Below are 18,042 nucleotides of genomic sequence, written 5' to 3' on the forward strand. Positions count from 1 at the left end.
ATTCCGCCGGGCCCGTTCCCCGTTTACTTGTTGGTGCCTGGGGTGAGCACGCTGTCGATGACGAACACGGTCGCGTTCTCGGTCGGGATGTTGCCGCACAGCACCTTGGCGCCGTTGACGGTCATGTTCCCGCCGGAACCCTCGATCTTCACCGGGCCGCCTGCGGTGTTCAGCGTCTGCACGCTGCCCGCGGCTTCCAGCCTGGAAGCGTCGTAGCGCTGCGGGACGACGTGGTACTGCAGGATCGGCGCCAGCTGGCTCGGGTTCTGGGCCAGCTCGGTGAACTTGGCCTCGCCCAGCGCTTCGAAGGCGGGGTCGGCCGGGGCGAACACGGTGATGGCTTCCTGGCTGTTCAGCGTGTCGACCAGGTTGGTGGCCTGGACAGCGGCGACCAGCTTGGTGAGCAGCGGGTTCGTACTCGCGGCGGTGGCGACCGGCTGCGGGCCCATCGAGTCCAGGCTGCCCGGCGCGTTGCCCTGTGGCAGCTGGCCGCACGCGGGGCCGAACACGTCGGCATTGGTGGTGACGCCGTTGCTGCTGGACATCGGGGCGGGCATCGCGCTCGACGGCGCCATGGACGTGCCTGCCGCACTGGAAGCGCTTTCGCTGTCCGTGCCGCAGGCCGCCAGCGAGAACATTGCCGCGACGGCGAAACCGGCTCCGGCGATGCGAACAGTCTTCACGAGAATCACTCCATTCGGGGTTTCCTGCTTGTGCACGGGATTCGTGGCCGGTTCCGCGCCGGATTGGGTTCAGTTGGCAGTAAATGAAATTCCGTGCCAGCCCGTCGCGCCGTCGGGCACGGTGCCCGCGCGGTCCTGGGTCTGGGTGTAACCGGAGCGGTCGGTGGCGCGGCAGGTGACCTGGTGGAACCCTGGGGAGACCGGCAGATCCGCGTACCACATGCGCCACGTGTCGGAGTTGACCTCTGTGGACAGTCGCGCGTCCTGCCAGGGGCCGTTGTCCAGCCGCACCTCGACCCGGTCGACGCCGGTGTGCTGAGCCCACGCGATCCCGCCGACGCGCACCGTCCCGGCCGGCACGGTCGCGAAGCCCTTGGGGAAGTCGATGCGGGACTGCGTCTTGATCGGCGCCTGTTCGGCCCAGCCGCGCCGCAGCCAGTACGCCTGGCGGGCCTGCCAGGTGGTGACTTCGAGGTCGACGACCCATTTGGTGGCGGAGACGTAGCCGTAGAGGCCGGGGATGACGAGGCGGGCCGGGAAGCCGTGTTCCAACGGCAGTGGCTCGCCGTTCATCCCGAGCGCGAGCATGGCGCCGCGGGTGCGGTCGGCCGCGGCGGTGACGGGCGTGCCGGAGGTCCAGCCGTCGACGCTGGTGGCGAAAAGCTGCTCGGCGCCCGGCTGGATGCCGGCTTCGTCGAGCAGGTCGGCGAGGTCGACGCCGGTGAAGTTCGCGGTGGAGGTGTAGGGGCCGCCGACCTCGTTGGAGACGCAGGTCATGGTGATGGTGCGCTCGACGAGCGGGCGGTCGTGGATGTCGGCGTAGGTGTAGCGCTCTTCGGCGCGGACCAGGCCGTGGAGGCGCAACGACCAGTCCTCGGTGCGCAGTTGCGGGACGGTGAGCGCGGTGTCGACGCGGTAGAAGTCGCGGTTGGGGGTGAGGAAGGGCGGTGTGCCGAAGCGCGCGAAGTCGGCGTCGAGCGGGATGGCCGGCGCGGTGCGGGCGGGCACGAGAGGCCCAACCGCGGCCCGGGAGCTCGCCGCGTCGCGGGTGCGGCCCAGCAGTTGTCCCCCGACCCCCGCGAGGACCGCCCCGCCCGCGACGAGCAGGAACGACCGCCGCGACGCGTCGTGGCGCGCGCCGCGGTGCAGGAGGCGGAACACCCCGACGCCGACGACGAGGCTGACCAGGGGCGCGGCGAGCGCTGCCGTGTTCAGATCGGGCCGCGCGGCCACCGCGGCGACGCCGACGAGCCCGAACAGCACGATGACGAGGCCCCCCGGCCAAACCGACCGCCGCGACGCGACCCCAGCCCCCGCGGCGACCACCAGGAGGACGATGCCCATCCCCACGAGCAGGACGAGCTTGTCATACGTACCGAATGTACGTACCGCAAAGTCCTTGAGGGACAACGGAGTCAGGTCGATCGCGGTGTTCCCGACCGCGAGGTACGGCGACGCGTTGCCGTTGACGAGCCCAGCGACGAGATGCCCAGCCGCGAGGGCCGCAGCCAGCGCGAGCACGCCACAAAGCGCCGCGCGAACGAGGGACAGCCGCTCGGGCCGGGTGTTCGTGGTCGCAGTAGCCATACCCCCGATTCGCAGCCACCGGGGGCGAGTATTGGTCCGGTCTTGGCTGGTGGTCGCTCACGCTGGCGCCGCCACTCAACCCGCTTGTTCAGGCACCGCGGCACGCCAAAGGCATCGCTGATCTTGTCGTGAATGTGCGGAAGCTGTTGAGCCCACAACTCCCGCCCGCTGCGACCGGCTCCGGCGGGACGTTGCCCGTGTCGTCGTAATGGGCCTTGCGACTGAAGCTCCAGAAGCGGTGAACCGGCAGAACCACGCCCGCTTCGAGCGGGAGGTTCGGCCCTTGGCGGCGAGGACCGCCGCTACAGGCATCGCTTTCCGCTGTTTTGGGTAACCACGTCGACTTGTCGCCGCTGGAAGCGGCATGTCCTGAGACCCGACCATTTGGGCGCTTTCCGTCAAGCCCTCAACGCATCTTGCCAATTTCTGACGTAAGCGTGCCTTCGTCGTTTGAGTGCCCCACGACGCGTTGAACTACGGTCATCGCTATGGCAAGGTCATCAGGTGGCCGAACTCGACTCGCAGCCGAAGTCCGTACAGTCCATCTACTCGTGGTACAGCGAGGGGCGCCTGTACGTAAACCGCAGATACCAGCGAAAGCTGGTGTGGACCCAGGTCGAGAAGCAGAAGCTCGTCGAGTCGGTCCTACAGAAGTATCCGGTTCCAGCCATACTTCTCGCCGAACGCGATACGGGCGACTACGAGGTGATCGACGGATTGCAGCGCCTCCACACTCTCGTCTCCTTTATCGAGACCAGCTTTCCAACTCTCGACGGAAAGTTCTTTGACATCTCACAGTTCCCGACCGCCAAAACCCGCGCCGACGAAGAGAAGTTCGAGCCAAAAGAGGACGGCGAGAGACTAAACGCGCGCGAAAATCAGCACATTTCTTGACTACTCCTTGGCGATCTCAGTGATGCGAGGAGCAACCGAGAAGGAGATCGACGACGTATTCGCACGGATCAACACGTACGGTCATCGGCTTAGCGACCAGGAGCGGCGACAAGCAGGCGTTCAGGATGACTTCTCAACACTGGTACGTGAGCTTGCGTGCGAGATTCGCGGAGACGCATCCAGTGATATTCTCGGACTTGATAAAATGCCGTCCATTAGTGTTGACCTTCCGATGACAAAACACGGCTATGAGGTCGTCGCCGACGAAGTGTTCTGGGTAAACCAAGGGATACTTCGCTCGACGGATCTCCGCGACTCAATGGATGAGCAATGTCTCGCAGACATCGCTGCTAGCATCATTGGAGGTCAACTAATCGAGCGCTCCAAGGAGGCACTCGATTCTATCTACCAAGCAGATAGCGCGGAAAGCCAGAGAATCATCGATGCTCTCGATGTCTACGGAGCCGACCGCTTCAAGCAGGAGCTCAAGTATTGCATTGATGAACTCCTCAAAGTTTGCGAAGCGGGCACACCAAGTAAACTTCGTAACATCATCTTCGAGCGGAGGAGTACCAATCCTTTCCCGGCGGTCTTTACAATCCTCATGATTGCATTTCACGAGGCACTGATAGGCAGTCAAAAGAAGATCGCAGACTACGCGGGGGTCAAGAGGGCCATCTCCGGTCTCTACAGCCGGATCGACACGAGCCGCAAATCCACCGCTTCGGTTGAGCGAAGGAAGAACGCCGATACAGTGAAGGGGCTAATCTTCCCACATCTGGTGTCAGGCAGCCCACGGGACTACTCGGCAAATCATTCGACAACAGACATTGATGTCGTGATCCGGCGCTCGGAAATTGAGTTGCCACACTACGAGCTAAAGCAGGAGATCCTCGAACTCAAGTCGCCCAGAAAGATAGACAATGGGGTCTTCGACAAAGTCCTCAAGACGATCTGCGCGATTGCCAATAACGGGCAGGATCGCACCGGATCGATCATTATCGGTGTCACTGACAAGGATTCGGCGGCGGCGCGCATAAGGGCTCTTGACGGAGTTGAACCCCGCAGGGTGGGTCAACGCTTGGTCGTGGGCGTCAAACGAGAGGCCAAAGCCCTAAAAGAAAGCCCTGAAGAGTACTTTGCTCGCTGGAAAAACGCGGTCCGGCAATCACCGCTCAGCCAACCGCTGCGGGATGACGTGCTCTCTTCCATCGACTTCAACGACTACTACGGGCTTGGTTTGATCATAATCTCGGTGCCACCCCAGAAGGACCTTTCGTTCTTTGGAGATGACGTGTACTTCCGCCGTGGCGACGAAACTGTAATGGCAACTGGACAGCGAGAAGCAGCGCAGATAGGCCGAAGGTTCTAGTAACTCTCGAACTGATCGTGTCGAGTAAGCAGTTCCGGGGAAAAGGTTCGCTCAAGCATCGCGACGAGGACGGCGGCCAGACCGTCCCGTGCGCGACATCGCTCACGAAACTGCTGCACGAGCACCTGACCAAGTTCGGAACCGCGCTAAACGGCCGACCATTGCAGCGGTACCCGGGCAGGGCGGCCATATGACCTCCGGCACGCCGCTGTGTCGACGTGGCTCAACGGCGGTGTCGAGGCCACCCGCGTCGCCAAGTGGGCCGGGCACAGCCTGTCCGTGCTCCTGCGGGTCTACGCCAAGTGCCTCGATGGGGGCGAGCAGGCCGCCCGGGACCGCGTCCAGAGGGCCCTGGAGGGCCGCTGAGCGGTATGCCGCGCCTTTGCCGCGAGCACCCGTCACGCACGGCCCAGCACTGCCCACCACCGCACATACGAAGAAAGCCCCGGCGACCTGTTTTCGCAGGTCAACGGGGCGTTTCGTGGGATGTGGCGGGTGAGGGATTCGAACCCCCGAAGGCAGTGCCGTCTGATTTACAGTCAGATCCCTTTGGCCGCTCGGGCAACCCGCCATGACCGGGCGTCCCGGTCGGGGACTAGCTTACCAACCCTCCGGCGGGCCTCCGACGGGGGTGGGGGCGGCGCTATGGTGTGGTCAGCCGACAAGCGAAACGACGAGGTAGGACACGTGGCGGATCCGTCATTCGACGTGGTGAGCAAGGTCGACCGGCAGGAGGTCGACAACGCCCTGAACCAGGCGGCCAAGGAGCTTTCCACCCGCTTCGACTTCCGCGGCGTCAACGCCAAGGTCTCCTGGGCCGGCGAGGAAGCCGTGACGATCGAGGCCGACACCGAGGAGCGCGTGAAGGCCGCGGTCGAGGTGTTCAAGGAGAAGCTGATCAAGCGGGGCATCTCGCTGAAGGCGTTCGAGGCCGACGAGCCCGCGGTGTCCGGCAAGACCTACAAGGTGAACGGCAAGATCCTCCAGGGCATCGCCTCCGACAAGGCCAAGCAGATCGCCAAGGTGATCCGCGACGAGGGCCCCAAGGGCGTCCAGGCGCAGATCCAGGGCGACCAGCTCCGCGTCTCCGGCAAGAAGAAGGACCACCTGCAGGACGTCATCGCCATGCTGAAGGACAAGGACTTCGGCATCGCGCTGCAGTTCACCAACTACCGCTGACCCTCAGGCCAGCAACAGCGCGACATCCCACGGGGCCGGGTTGCCTGCGTAGCTCGCCAGCGCCAGCGCCACCCCGGCGGCGCCCTGCAACAACCCGGGCTCGTCCGCCCACCCGCCGGTGTGCAGGCGGTGCCGGAAACCGAACGGCGCCGACGGGTCGAACGCGGCCAGGACCCGGTCGGCGATCCGGTCGGCCGGGACCCCCATCCGCACGCTGACCTGCAGCAACCCGGCGTCCCCGTGGCACACGGTCGGGCCCTCCGCCGGGCCCGGCCGGCGCATCGCGGCCACCGCCAGCCCGGCCGCGCCCGCGTCGCCCAGCTCGGTGGCCGCCAGGTGCAGCGCGTGCGCCACCCCGGCCGTGCCGTAACACCACGCCGACCGCGACGCCGGCACCGCCGAGCCCCGCACCTGCGCGTCGAACCCCACCCGCGACGGCCAGCCCACCCCGGACTCGTCCGTCCACGACCACCGCAACAACCAGTCGACGACCACCCGCATCGCGTCGATCATCCCGGCCACCCGGAGGCCGTGCCGGTGGGCCAGTGACAACAGCGCGAGTGGACCACTGATGCCGTGCGCCAGGCCGGCGTCGAAGTCGCCCCGCGGGTAGCGCTCGCGGTCCGCGTCCACCGCGTACCGCTCCGGCGCGCACCACCACCCGGGCACCTCGTGACCGTCCACCAGCACCGGCCGCGTCAACGCGACCAGGCGCTCCAGCACGCCCTCCAGCGCGGTCAGGCACCGGTCGCCGCCGAGCGCGAGCAACAACCGTCCCTTGCCGGCGAGCCCGGTGATCACGTCGTAGTCCGCGGCGGCCGGCCGGTCGCGCTGCGGCCAGGACTCGCACACCTCCGCGAGCGCCGCGCCGGCCTTGCGCAGCAGCCCGTCGTACCCGCCGCCGTGCACGGCCCGGTGCACCAGGACCGCGGGCACGACCGCCTCCGGCGCGACCTCGCCCGACGCGGCCAGGTGAGCATGAGCGACCGCCGCCCGCGCAGGGTCCCAGGCGGACAGTGCGGCGTGCAGAACCGCGAGGCCGGGGTGGCCGTCGAGCAGGCCAGGGCCGCGATCACGCACCGAGCGCAGGCGATCGCCCACCTCCAACGCGATCTCCTGAGCCCTCGCCCGCCGCGTGACGACAGCTGTGCTCACCGCTCCTCCTCGGAAGTCGTGCGATGGTGACGGTTGATCCCCTGGGGCCGCGCCCGCCGGATCGCGACAGCAGTGCTCACCGCTCCTCCTCGGAAGTCGTGGTCCCTGGGACCGCCGGGCCACCAGCGCTGACCGCTCTTCGCGGCCCTCATCGGCCGTGCTTCCCGCGGTCCAGTCGCAGCGTCAGCGCCCCGTGGACCAGCGCGTACACCTCCTGCTCCCGCGCCCGGTCGATCCCGAACAGGCGGTTGCAGTGCATGTGCGCCAGGCTCAACGCCACCCGGCCGTACCGCTCCGGCGACAGGCGCTTCAGGTAGTCCGCGACAGCCCGGCTCCGGTGTCTCCACGGTTGGTCCAGTGACGGACGACCGGTGGCATCGATCGCCGCGGCGAGGGACTCGCGCCGGTCGCGGGGCACGCGTCGCCGCAGGTCGAGTGGCACCGATGCCGCCAGCCAGTCCAGGACCTCCGACGGCTGTCCGAAATGCCGGACCAGGTCCAGCACGCTCGACGCCACCGCCAGGTCGTCCGCCTCCCGCTCCAGCATCCCCAGCGCGACCAGCGAGTCGGCGTGGAAGACCCGCTCCGCCGCGGCGATCGCGTCCTGGCCGCCGTACCGCTCGACCTCGGGGTCGTAGCTGTCCAGCACCAGCCGGGACGCCAACCCGTCCGCACACAGCCCGGCCGCCCACGCGTGCAGGCGGGGCAACAACGTCGTCCACAGCGTGCCCGGCTTGCCCGCGAACCGGATCCGGATATGCGGATCAGGATCGGCATACCGGACGAAGTGCCAGTCCTCCACATCCGCCACGAGATCGGCCAGGTGCGACCGCAGGATCTGCCGCTGCGCCGCGTCCCCCGCGTAGAGCTTGGCGTACAACCAGTCGCCACCCGGCAGATCCAGCATTTCGGACCGGGTCCGCGTGACCGGCGCCGGGCGGGCCGCGGGGCGCTCCCCGAACAGCTGGAACACGACCTCGCACGCGTGGCCGTCCAGCCAGCCATCGCCCTGCGACAGGACCTCCTGCACCACCAGCCGCGGCGTCTTCCGCAGCTCGGCGCGGAACACCGCGAGGTGCCCGTCGTCCGTCAGGTCGATCGGGATCCGGTTGTCCGAACTGGTCAGCTGCACCCGTCTGGGCACGTCCCACCGCTGTCGCCACCTCCGGACGGCGTCCGACCAGTCGGACGAGGGGTCCAGCATCTCCCGGCTGGGCAGCCACCGAGCCGGCGCGAGCACGGTCCGGCCGTACCGGACCCGCGGCAGCGCCGGAGCTGTCGACAAGTCGCCCCACCGCCACGGCAGGCACGACGGGTTCTCCTGCTCCCCCAGCTCGAGCAGGAACCGCGCCACCGGCGGGACGTGCCCGCTGCGCGGGTTCAGCATCGACCCGGAGACCGGGACCACGCGCCGCCCGGACGCCAGGTCGAAGACGTACAACTCGTCCTGCGTCGCGCCCACGGCCAGCTCGTCCAGCCGCAGGTCGGGAACGTCCGCGTACGCCGGGCCGCAGCTCACCGGGATGCGCGCCGGAAGCCGCTGCGGCACCGACGCGACGTTCGCCGACCGGATCGTCCGCGGGCGGCAGGCCACCTGCGCGGCACCGGAAGGCGCGCCGTCGCGGACCAGCTCGGTCAGCTCGTCGTCGAGCTCGGGCATCAGGTGCGCGAACCGCGCGATCGTCGACCCGGCCTGCGGCGACCCCAGGTTCTCACCGACGACCAGCCGGAACTCGCCCGCGCACAAGGCGTCCCAGCTGGGCGCGAGCACCTCCGCGCACAACTCCATCGACACCGGCCGCCGCGCGGGCGGGTCCTCGGCGAGCGAATCGACCAGTTCGTCGTCGAGTGCGATCTCGTCACGCCCCTCGCGCGCCGCGGCGAGCAGGTGCTCGATCAGGCCACGGGGCCCGGGACGCGAAGGACCCGGCGAAAACGACGGCAGCCCGAGGCCGCGGGTGTCGTCGAGCAGTTCCAGCACCGGCACCAGGCGGTCACTGCCGTACCGCTCCAGAAAGCGCTCTCGGTAAGAGTCCGACCAGGACGGTCCGGCCGTGGAGCCCAGTCGCCACAACGCATCCGCGGCTCGCGCGGCTTCCGCACCGAGCTCGGCGGGCAACGTCGCCGAGACGTCCAGGCGCAGGTCGGTCTGGATGACGTCGTCCGTGTCGTGCAGCGCCCGCATCCGGGCCACCACCGCACGCCGGCGCGCCCGACGGTCCGGCACTGCCGCATCCGCGGCCCGCAACTCGCGCCGGATCGCGCTCAACTCCGCGTGCACCGGATGCCCGTCAGGCACCCGGCCGAGCACGTGGGCGAGCGGGTCGACGCAGTCCGGCGGCGGGTCCAGGTCCGTGAGCAGCACCCCGACCTCGACGAGCTGCCGCAGCACGCCATCGAACCCGGTGCGCCGGAAGCGGCGGCACAACTGCGCCACCAGGTCGGGCCACGGAACCGGCGTGCGCGTCATCTCCCGCACCGCGCGCACCAGCGGCGTGAACCGGATCGAAGCTTCCCGGCGATGCGCGTCTTCGTACCGTTCGGGCAGCACGAGGCGATCACCGCGGACGACGCTGACGTTGTTGGCGACCAGGACCGTCCGCGGCAGGACCACCGGATCGGTCCGCAGCTGCCGCAGCACCCCGTCCAGCCACTCGGCATCCGTCCGGCTGGCCGGACGGTGCTGCTGCCCGATCCGCAACTCCGGCTGGTCGCCGAGACGCACGGGCGCGACGCCGGCGAACAGCCCGAACGGCGTCGGCCTGCCGGTCAGGCGCAGGTGGTACTTGGCGAGGGCGAGCGCGCTGCGCCGGCGGACCTTGTCCTTGACCGGTTCGCCGCGCACCACGCGGAGGACGTCGCGGGCCAGGCTGGGGCTGGCCGCTTCGACCGCCTCCATCAGGGTTTCGTCCGCCGCGAGCACCTCCAGCGGCGGGATCGGCCCTGTCGTGCGCGGTCGCACCGCCGCTCTCAGCAGGGCCGGGCCGGCACACGTGAACATCGCTTCGCCTCCCGGCTGGACGGGTGGCGGGTCCCCCGCAGGACCCGCCACCCGGGGATCAGGTCAGCAGGACGGCCACAGGGTGGCGCAGATGTCGCTGAAGCCCGACTTGTTCGTCAGCAGGTCCCCGTCCTGCGCCGGAGTCGAGATGCGGAGGTCCAGGTCGAAGTCCTCGGGAGCAAGGTTTTCCACGGGATTTGCCTCTCCTTCGTCGTGAACTGTGGCTTGTGCCACTGCCTTCCGAACGTAGGGGATCGTTCAACGATCCAGCAAGAGGTTGATTCTAACGTGCTATTGCGCTACAAAGTTGCCTTTTGCCCACCTTCACCGCCCGGCCGGTGATCACCCTGTGGTCTAATTCCGCTGCTGAGAGTGAAGGGGAGGCACCAATGCGCCGGATGGCCGCGCTGATGCTCACGCTGCTGGCCACGACGGGCGTGCTGACGGTTCCGGCGCACGCGGCGCAGCGCACCGAACTCGGTGTCGGGGCCTACCCCCGGGTCATCCGCCTGGAACACGCGCCGTTCCGGCGTGGCCGGATCGTCGCGTCCGTGAACAGCTGGGACGGCGGCGGCGCGTTCGCGCGGATCTACGAGAGCACCGACGAAGGCGCGTCGTTCCGACAGATCGGCGAGGTGCGCGATCCGGCGGGCGCGCAGGGCGAGTGCTGCGGCAGCATCTACGAACTGCCGCGACGAGTCGGCCGGCTGCGGGCGGGCACGCTGCTGTGGGCGGCGTCCTACGGCCAGAACGGCGGCGCGGGCCGTCGCATGTCGATCCGGATCTGGTCCAGTTCGGACGGTGGCCGGAACTGGAGCTTCCTGTCCGAAGCCGCCCGCTCGCACAACCACGACGGCGTGTTCGAGCCGGAGTTCACAGTGGACTCCGGCGGGACACTGTGGATGCACTACGCCGACGAAACCGAGGCGCCACGCCACAGCCAGGTGCTCAACCGCGTCGCGTCCACCGACGGCGTCACCTGGGGCACCAAGCAGAGCACGGTCGCGATCTCGCCCGACCGCGTCCGCCCGGGCATGCCGATCGTGCGGAAACTGCCCGACGGCCGCTACTACTTCGGCTACGAGATCTGCAACTACGGCGAGCGCTACTGCGACCCGTACTTCAAGATCTCACCCGACGGCGCCAACTACGGCGACCCCGCCGACCCGGGCACCCGCGTCGTGACGGCGAACGGCAACTACTTCCAGCACGCCCACAACGTCGCGGTTTTCCCCGGCGGACCGAACGGCGTTCGGCTCCTGATGGTCGGCCAGATCTACACCGACCGCGCCGGCGCTCCGCTGCCGTCCAACGGCCAGGTGCTGCTCGCCAACGACGACTTCGGCGCGGGCAACTGGTACGAACTGCCCGCGCCGGTGCACGTTCCGCGCGCCTACAACAACTTCTGCCCGAACTACAGCTCGTCGCTGTTGCCGGTGGACGACGGCCGCAACGTCCTCGAACTGGCCGCCGACTACGACGGCGACGTCTGCAAGATCTACTTCGGCAAGGGCTCGGCGTCCTGATACGCCTTGTCCAGCGCAGCCGCGAAGGTCTCGGTGGACTGGGCGCCGGACACCCCGTAACGGCGGTCGAAGACGAAGAACGGCACGCCGTTCGCGCCGAGCGCGCGGGCCTGGTCGATGTCCGCGCGGACCTCGTCGGCGTACGCGCCGTCGGCCAGCGCCCGGCGGACCTCGTCGGCGTCCAACCCGGACTCCGCGGCCAGCTCGACGAGCGACTCCTCGTCGAAGACCGAACGCCGCTCGGTGAAGTAGGCGCGGAACAACCGCTCGGCGACGGCGTCCTGCACGCCGCGCTCACGGGCGAGCTGCAGCACGCGGTGGGCGTCGAACGTGTTGCCGATGACACCACCGTCCAGGTGGTACTCCAGCCCCTCCGCCGCGGCGAGCTGCGTCAGGCGCTCCTCGTTCGCGGCGAACTCCGCCTCGCTGATCCCGTACTTCGCGGCGATCAGCGCCGCCTTCGGCTGGGGCTCACGCGGTGCGCGCGGGTCCAGTTCGAAGGACCGGAAGGTCACCTCGACCTGGTCACGGTGCTCGAACCCGGCCAGCGCGCGCTCGAAGCGCCGCTTGCCGAGGTAGCACCACGGGCACACGACATCGGACCAGATCTCCACCTGCACGATCCCGGCGAACGCCACGCGGCCCGGCGTTATTCCGCGAGGAGGCCGATCAACCACGTCGCGAGTACCTGCTCGGCATCCGACCGGGCCTGGGCGGGGTTGTCCGCGTGGGTGATCATCAGCGCCGCCTCGTTCACGGCGCTGAGCACGAGCTGGGCCAGCACGTCGACCGGCAGCGGCTTGATCAGCCCCTGCTCGACCGCCTCCCGCAGCACGCCGATGACCAGCCCGAGGCCGTGTTCCGCCTCGATCTCGCGCCACGTGGTCCAGCCCAGCACGGCCGGGGCGTCGATCAACGAGATCTGCCGGATCTCGGCGCGCTCGCACGCGTCGAGGAAGGCCTTGAGCGCGAAGAGCAGCCCGGTGGCGAGGTCCGGCGCGTTCTTCGTGGCGGCTTCGACCTCGGCCGTGACCTCCAGCTCGACCTGCTCGAACACGGCGCGGAACAGGCCCTGCTTGTCGCCGTAGTGGTGGTAGAGCGCGCCCCGAGTCACCCCGGCGGCGCGCACGATCTCGTCCGCGGGCACGGCCTGGTAGCCGCGCTCGGCGAACAGCTCGCGGGCGGCCGCCACCAACGCGGCCCGGGTGCTCTGGGATCGCTCTTCCTGCGTACGGCGCACGCCCCTAATCTGCCATGACACCCGCGAACGCCAGGATGTGCCGCACCAGCTCGGCCGGCTGGTCCTCCGGCACGAAGGCGTACGAGTCGGAAACCTCGACCAGGCGCGCGTTCGGCAGGGTCGCGGCGAGGCGCTTGCCGAGGCGCAGCGGGAAGGTCCGGTCCTCGTCCGCCCACACGAGCAGCACCGGCTTGTCGAACGCACGCAGCTTCTCCGCGGCTTCCACCGTGTACTTCGGGCGCACGCCGCGGAGGAACTTGCGCAGGTCGCGACGGATGGCGGCGTTTCGGTGGGCCGGCTGGACGTAGGACTCCACGATCGCTGCCGGGATCGGGTACTTGGTCACCCACCCGAACACGAACGGCAACCGGTGCAGGGCCTTGACCTGCAGCAACGCGGCGACCGGGCGCATCGAGCCGGGGATGTGGGCGAGCGGGACGAGCGGTTGGAACAGGGGCGGGAGGAAATGGTCGAAGCAGTCGCACGGTGTCAGCACGACGCTGCCGACCCGCTCGGGGCGGCGCGACAGCATGATCTGGGTGAGGGCGCCGCCCGTGTCGTTCGCGACCAGGAGGACGTCCGGCAGGTCGAGAGCGTCGAGGAAGTCCGCGATCAGGTCGGCGATGCCGGTCGGGCTGAGGTCGGCGTCCGGGCGGAGCGGGACCTCGTGCGCGCCGAGCGGCAGGTCGAGGCTGAGGCACCGGAAGCCGGCTTCGGCGAGATCCGGGACGACGTGCCGCCATAAATCGGCGTTGACCACGGCGCCGTGGATGAACACGACCGGCCGCCCCTCGCCGCGTTCGAAGTAGCGGACGTCACCGTGGCGGAGGGTCACGCGCTTTTCCGGCCCGAGTGCTGGTGAGCGAGTCATGCTCCCGAAGATACATACAGACAGTATGTATGTGAAGTGAGGGACACGCTAGGGTGGTTCCGGATCGATCCGGAAGGAGCTGGGGACATGAAGGGCATCGTGCTGGCGGGCGGCAGCGGGACGCGTCTGCACCCGATCACCCAGGCGGTGTCGAAGCAGCTGTTGCCGGTGTACGACAAGCCGATGATCTACTACCCGATCTCGGTGCTGATGCTCGCCGGGATCCGGGAGATCCTGATCATCTCGACGCCGGCCGACCTGCCCAACTTCCAGCGCCTGCTCGGCTCCGGCGACCAGTTCGGGCTGCGGCTCAGCTACGCGGAGCAGCCGAGCCCGAACGGCCTCGCCGAGGCGTTCGTCATCGGCGCGGACTTCATCGGCGATGACGACGTGGCGCTGATCCTCGGCGACAACATCTTCTACGGGCAGGGCTTCTCCGGGCGGATGCAGCAGGAGGTCGCCGCGCTCGACGGGTGCGTCCTGTTCGGCTACCCGGTGAAGGACCCGCAGCGCTACGGCGTCGGCGAGCTGGACGCGGACGGCAGGCTGGTGTCGATCGAGGAGAAGCCCGAGCGGCCGAAGTCCAACCAGGCGATCACCGGGCTGTACTTCTACGACAACCAGGTCGTCGAGATCGCGCGCGGCCTCACCCCGTCGCAGCGGGGCGAGCTGGAGATCACCGACGTGAACCTGACGTACCTGCGGCAGGGGCGCGCGAAGCTGGTCGAGCTGGGCCGCGGGTTCGCGTGGCTGGACACCGGCACGCACGACTCGCTGCTGGAGGCCGGGCAGTTCGTGCAGGTGCTCGAACACCGGACCGGCGTGCGAATCGCGTGCCTGGAGGAGGTCGCGCTGCGGATGGGGTACATCGATCCGGAGGAGTGCCTCGCGCTCGGGCTGAAGCTGTCGAAGTCCGGGTACGGGGACTACGTGGTCGCGTGCGCCCGTGCCGCGGGGGCCGTGGGTTAGTGGCGGTCAGCAGGCTCGTGCGCGCCGAGCTGGCGCGGCACGACTGGGGCCGGCTGCGGTGCGGCTGCGGGCAGAGCGGCGCGCACCTGCCGGGCACGTTCGAGACGATCCTGGAGGCGGCCGAGCCACGCGAAGCGCTCGGCGCGCGGCTGGACAACCACCTGGAGATCAGCGGGAACCTGTTCGAGGTGGCGGTCCCGGCGGTCGAGGTCATCCTGGCCGCGCTGGCCGGGCCGCTGCCGGACTTCGCGCGGGTGGAGTTCCTGGACATGCTGGCGGTGCTGGTGTCCGGCGACTCCTACGCCGGGCAGCCCGCCGACCTCGGGGAGCACTGCCGGCTCAAGGCGCGCAACGGGCTGTGGACCATCCTGCAGGTGGGTTACGAGCACGAGGCCGAGACCGCGCGGGACATCCTGTGGGTCGTGGATCCGGACCAGCCGCGCAGCGGTTACCACGCGATGGGGCTGGGAAAGCGGATCAAGCGGAAGCGCCGCTAGGGCGGGCCGCGCGCGGCGGTGCCGTGGCTTCGAGCGTCAGGACCGGGACGCTCGAAGCCACGGCCCGGCATTGGAACGATGCCCTCGATCCGAGGGATCTCGGGTGCCGCGACCCCACAGCGGGGACTCGGCCGCTTACCGCGACGGGGCGGCTCGCCGATCAGAACGGGCCGCGGCGGGCCATCTCCTCCAGGCGGCGGATGCGGTCCTCGATCGGCGGGTGCGTGGAGAACAACCGGGAGAACGACTCGCCGGGGCGGAACGGGTTCGCGATCATCAGGTGCGACTGCGAGACCAGCTGCGGCTCCGGCACCAGCGGCGCCCGGCGGGTGCCGTACTCCAGTTTGCGCAGCGCGGAGGCCAGGCCGAGCGGGTCGCCGGTCAGCGCGGCGCCCGACGCGTCCGCCTGGTACTCGCGCGAGCGGCTGACCCCCATCCGGATGATGCCGGCCGCGATCGGGCCGATCAGGATGATCAGCAGCGACACCAGCGGGTTGTTGCCCTCGCGGTCGTTGCCGCCGAACACGCCGGCGAACATCGCCAGGTTCGCCAGCACGCTGACCATGCTCGCGAGCGCACCGGCGACGCACGAGATCAGGATGTCGCGGTTGTAGACGTGCGACAGCTCGTGCCCGAGCACCGCCCGCAGCTCACGCTCGTCCAGCAGCTCCAGGATGCCGGTGGTGCAGCACACGGCGGCGTGCCGCGGGTTGCGGCCGGTCGCGAAGGCGTTCGGCGCGGGGGTCGGGCTCACGTAGAGGCGCGGCATCGGCTGGCGCGCCGACGTGGCCAGCTCCCGCACGATCCGGTACATCACCGGCTGCTCGGCCTCCGACACCGGCCGCGCCCGCATCGCGCGCAGCGCCAGCGTGTCCGACTTGAAGTAGGCGTAGGCGTTCATCCCCAGCGCGAGCGCGAGCCCCACGAACAACGCGCCACGCCCGAACAGTGAACTGATCGCGATGATGATGGCACTCAGCAACCCGAGCAACAGCGCGGTCTTCAGCCCGTTCTGGTGCTTGTGCACGTGCCCTGCGCCTCCTTACCAACACTCGCTTTCCCAACGCACGAAACGGAAGTGAAGTTCCTTCATGATCTCCGCGCGCGCCGGCGAGCACTCCGGGTTACCGTTCGACCCGCGTACCCCAAACATCGCGGGGAGGTCGGTCATGGGCGCCGCCGAGGTCAGCCGCCGCACGGTGTTCGGCCTGGTCACGACCGCGGTGCTGCTCGCGCTGCCGTCCCCGGCCCGCGCGGCGCCCCTGCTGACGTCGATCCCGGTCGGGCGGCGCCCGCAGGCGGTCGCGGTGAACCCGGTCACCGGCGTCTGCCACGTCGCGAACACGGCGGACCGGACGGTTTCGGTGATCGACCAGGGGCGCACCGTAGCGACCGTGCCGACCGGGGGTGTCCCGGCCGACCTCGCCGTCGACGAGCGCACCGGCCTGGTCTACGTCGCCAACCGCACGCCGGGCACCACCGCGGTCCTCGACGGCGGGCGGGTGACCAACGTCGTCGCGTCCGGGTCCGAACCCGCGGCTCTCGCCCTCGACGCGGATACATACCGACTGTATGTCGCTTCCGGCGAGGCCGGTGCCGTTCGCGTGCTCGACCTCTTCCGGGGCGCGCTCGCGGCCACCATCGAGGCCCCCGGTCAGGGGTTCAGCAGCGCGGCGATCGATGGGCGCACCGGGTACTTCGCCGGCCTCCACACCGGCACCGTCGAGGTCCTCGACCTGGACGCGGGCGAGTTCACCGCCAGCATCCCCGTCGGGGACGGGCCGGCCGGGCTCGCCGTCCACCACGGCACCGGCACGGTGTACGTCGCGAATTCCGGCATCCATCACCTGACGGTGATCGACGGCGAGCAGACCCGCACGATCCTGCTGCGCAGCGAGGCGTCCTCGGTCGCGGTGCACCAGGCCACCCACACCGTGTACGCCAACGGCGGCCCGGACGGGCTCGTCCGCATCGACGGCGCCCGCGGCGAGATCACCGGCGAGCTCGCGCTCGGCATCAACCCGGGGCAGGTTGCCGTCGATCAGCGCACCGGCGCTGTGCACGTCACCGACCCACTGCACGACCGCCTGCACGTGATCACCGGATTCTGAATTCCCGGCACCGGGTACCAGGAGTCCATGAAACTCGGATTGCAGATCCCCGACTTCACCTGGCCGAACGGACCCACCGCTCTGGGCCGCGAACTCGCCGAGGTCGCTCGCGCCGCTGACGACGCCGGGTTCGGATACCTCGCCGTGATGGACCACTTCTTCCAGATCCGCGGCGTCGGCCCCACCGAGAACGACATGCTCGAGGCCTACACGACCCTCGGCTACCTCGCCGCGCACACCCGGAGCGCCAAGCTGCTCACCGTCATCACCGGCGTCCTCTACCGCCAGCCCGGCGTGCTGGCCAAGGCCGTCACCACCCTCGACGTCCTCTCCGGCGGCCGGGGCATGCTCGGCATCGGCGCGGGCTGGAACGAGGAGGAGTCCCGCGGCCTCGGCTTCCCGTTCCCGCCGACCGCGGAACGCTTCCAGATGCTCGAAGAGACCCTGCAGTACGTGCTGCGGATGTGGTCGGACGACGACGGCCCGTTCTCCAGCGCGCACATCGAGGCCGAGCGGCTGCTCAACGTCCCGCAGGCGCTGTCCACACCGCACCCGCCGATCATGGTCGGCGGCAGCGGAGAGAAGAAGACCCTGCGGTTCGTCGCGAAGTACGCCGACGCCTGCAACATCTTCAACGGGCCGGAACTCGAACACAAACTCGACGTCCTGCGCGCGCATTGCGAAACCGAAGGACGCGATTACGACGAGATCACCAAAACCGTCTACCACCCGCTCGACATCGGCCCGGACGGCGAGAAGAGCGGGGACCTCAAGGCCGAACTGAGCCGGCTGGCCGAGCTGGGGATCGACGGCGTGATCGGCTCGATACCGGGAATTCCGGACCTCCGCCTGATCGACGTCTTCGCCGAGGACGTCATCCCCTACGCCGAAGCGCTGTGAACGGCGCCGCGCCGGGCGGTTTCTTCCCCGCGGATACCGCACCGGGTAAGCGGTTTT

General features: G+C 69.1%; 18 protein-coding genes and 1 tRNA gene. 9 read left to right on the plus strand and 10 right to left on the minus strand.

Annotated elements, in window-relative coordinates:
* Positions 1–23: 23 nt before the first annotated feature.
* Complete coding sequence (locus L2C96_RS11795) at positions 24–638, minus strand: fasciclin domain-containing protein (RefSeq protein ID WP_272882438.1); 615 nt, start codon at positions 636–638, stop codon at positions 24–26.
* A gap of 114 nt (positions 639–752) precedes the next feature.
* On the minus strand, positions 753–2,270 hold the full coding sequence (locus tag L2C96_RS11800; protein ID WP_237336171.1) for a molybdopterin-dependent oxidoreductase: 1,518 nt from the start codon (positions 2,268–2,270) through the stop codon (positions 753–755).
* 504 nt (positions 2,271–2,774) lie between these two features.
* Between L2C96_RS11800 and L2C96_RS11805 the strand changes: the two genes are divergently transcribed.
* The 3 genes from L2C96_RS11805 (at position 2,775) to L2C96_RS11815 (ending at position 4,902) form a co-directional block, all read left to right on the plus strand.
* On the plus strand, positions 2,775–3,164 hold the full coding sequence (locus L2C96_RS11805; protein ID WP_237336172.1) for a DUF262 domain-containing protein: 390 nt from the start codon (positions 2,775–2,777) through the stop codon (positions 3,162–3,164).
* Between the two features lie 7 nt (positions 3,165–3,171).
* Positions 3,172–4,536: an AlbA family DNA-binding domain-containing protein gene (locus tag L2C96_RS11810; RefSeq protein ID WP_237336173.1), complete on the plus strand. Its 1,365-nt coding sequence runs from the start codon at positions 3,172–3,174 to the stop codon at positions 4,534–4,536.
* A 210-nt stretch (positions 4,537–4,746) separates the two neighbouring features.
* Entirely contained in the window at positions 4,747–4,902 is a 156-nt protein-coding gene (locus L2C96_RS11815; protein ID WP_237336174.1) for a hypothetical protein, read from the plus strand.
* Positions 4,903–5,025: 123 nt separating this feature from the next.
* Here the strand turns inward: L2C96_RS11815 and L2C96_RS11820 are convergent.
* Positions 5,026–5,107 (minus strand) — tRNA-Tyr (locus L2C96_RS11820).
* Positions 5,108–5,223: 116 nt separating this feature from the next.
* Between L2C96_RS11820 and L2C96_RS11825 the strand changes: the two genes are divergently transcribed.
* Entirely contained in the window at positions 5,224–5,715 is a 492-nt protein-coding gene (locus L2C96_RS11825; RefSeq protein WP_017986513.1) for a YajQ family cyclic di-GMP-binding protein, read from the plus strand.
* Positions 5,716–5,718: 3 nt separating this feature from the next.
* Here the strand turns inward: L2C96_RS11825 and L2C96_RS11830 are convergent, their stop codons facing one another.
* From L2C96_RS11830 to L2C96_RS44420, 3 genes are all read right to left on the minus strand, one after another.
* Positions 5,719–6,870 carry a lanthionine synthetase C family protein gene (locus tag L2C96_RS11830; RefSeq protein WP_237336175.1) on the minus strand — a complete coding sequence of 384 codons (1,152 nt, stop codon included), beginning with the start codon at positions 6,868–6,870 and terminating at the stop codon, positions 5,719–5,721.
* Positions 6,871–7,018: 148 nt separating this feature from the next.
* Entirely contained in the window at positions 7,019–9,871 is a 2,853-nt protein-coding gene (locus L2C96_RS11835; protein ID WP_237336176.1) for a lantibiotic dehydratase, read from the minus strand.
* Positions 9,872–9,934: 63 nt separating this feature from the next.
* On the minus strand, positions 9,935–10,063 hold the full coding sequence (locus L2C96_RS44420) for a hypothetical protein (protein WP_020417485.1): 129 nt from the start codon (positions 10,061–10,063) through the stop codon (positions 9,935–9,937).
* A gap of 197 nt (positions 10,064–10,260) precedes the next feature.
* On the opposite strand from L2C96_RS44420, the gene L2C96_RS11840 reads away from it, so the two are divergent.
* Positions 10,261–11,397 carry a sialidase family protein gene (locus L2C96_RS11840; protein ID WP_237336177.1) on the plus strand — a complete coding sequence of 379 codons (1,137 nt, stop codon included), beginning with the start codon at positions 10,261–10,263 and terminating at the stop codon, positions 11,395–11,397.
* Here the strand turns inward: L2C96_RS11840 and L2C96_RS11845 are convergent.
* The 3 genes from L2C96_RS11845 to L2C96_RS11855 are packed head-to-tail and all read right to left on the minus strand — an operon-like array spanning position 11,370 to position 13,508.
* A complete protein-coding gene (locus L2C96_RS11845; RefSeq protein WP_237336178.1) occupies positions 11,370–12,035 on the minus strand; it encodes a DsbA family oxidoreductase in 666 nt (221 codons plus the stop codon). The genes L2C96_RS11840 and L2C96_RS11845 overlap by 28 nt on opposite strands.
* 11 nt (positions 12,036–12,046) lie before the next feature.
* Positions 12,047–12,637, minus strand: a complete 591-nt coding sequence (locus tag L2C96_RS11850) for a TetR/AcrR family transcriptional regulator (RefSeq protein WP_027935781.1) — start codon at positions 12,635–12,637, stop codon at positions 12,047–12,049.
* Between the two features lie 4 nt (positions 12,638–12,641).
* Positions 12,642–13,508: an alpha/beta fold hydrolase gene (locus L2C96_RS11855; RefSeq protein ID WP_237336179.1), complete on the minus strand. Its 867-nt coding sequence runs from the start codon at positions 13,506–13,508 to the stop codon at positions 12,642–12,644.
* Positions 13,509–13,595: 87 nt separating this feature from the next.
* Here L2C96_RS11855 and rfbA point away from each other — a divergent pair, with 87 nt between their 5' ends.
* Positions 13,596–14,477: a glucose-1-phosphate thymidylyltransferase RfbA gene (gene rfbA, locus L2C96_RS11860; RefSeq protein ID WP_237336180.1), complete on the plus strand. Its 882-nt coding sequence runs from the start codon at positions 13,596–13,598 to the stop codon at positions 14,475–14,477.
* The gene (locus L2C96_RS11865; protein WP_237336181.1) at positions 14,477–14,974 is read left to right on the plus strand and encodes a hypothetical protein; all 498 of its coding nucleotides are present in this window, start codon (positions 14,477–14,479) and stop codon (positions 14,972–14,974) included. Before rfbA ends, L2C96_RS11865 begins: the two co-directional genes overlap by 1 nt.
* Positions 14,975–15,134: 160 nt before the next feature.
* Here the strand turns inward: L2C96_RS11865 and htpX are convergent, their stop codons facing one another.
* Positions 15,135–16,001 (minus strand): zinc metalloprotease HtpX, encoded by an 867-nt coding sequence (htpX, locus tag L2C96_RS11870; RefSeq protein ID WP_020417478.1) that lies wholly within the window; start codon positions 15,999–16,001, stop codon positions 15,135–15,137.
* Positions 16,002–16,143: 142 nt separating this feature from the next.
* Here htpX and L2C96_RS11875 point away from each other — a divergent pair, with 142 nt between their 5' ends.
* Positions 16,144–17,085 carry a YncE family protein gene (locus L2C96_RS11875; RefSeq protein ID WP_237336182.1) on the plus strand — a complete coding sequence of 314 codons (942 nt, stop codon included), beginning with the start codon at positions 16,144–16,146 and terminating at the stop codon, positions 17,083–17,085.
* A 27-nt stretch (positions 17,086–17,112) separates the two neighbouring features.
* On the plus strand, positions 17,113–17,985 hold the full coding sequence (locus L2C96_RS11880; protein ID WP_237336183.1) for an LLM class F420-dependent oxidoreductase: 873 nt from the start codon (positions 17,113–17,115) through the stop codon (positions 17,983–17,985).
* Positions 17,986–18,042: the final 57 nt, after the last annotated feature.

Source organism: Amycolatopsis tucumanensis, assembly GCF_021654135.1.
Classification (GTDB): domain Bacteria; phylum Actinomycetota; class Actinomycetes; order Mycobacteriales; family Pseudonocardiaceae; genus Amycolatopsis_E; species Amycolatopsis_E tucumanensis.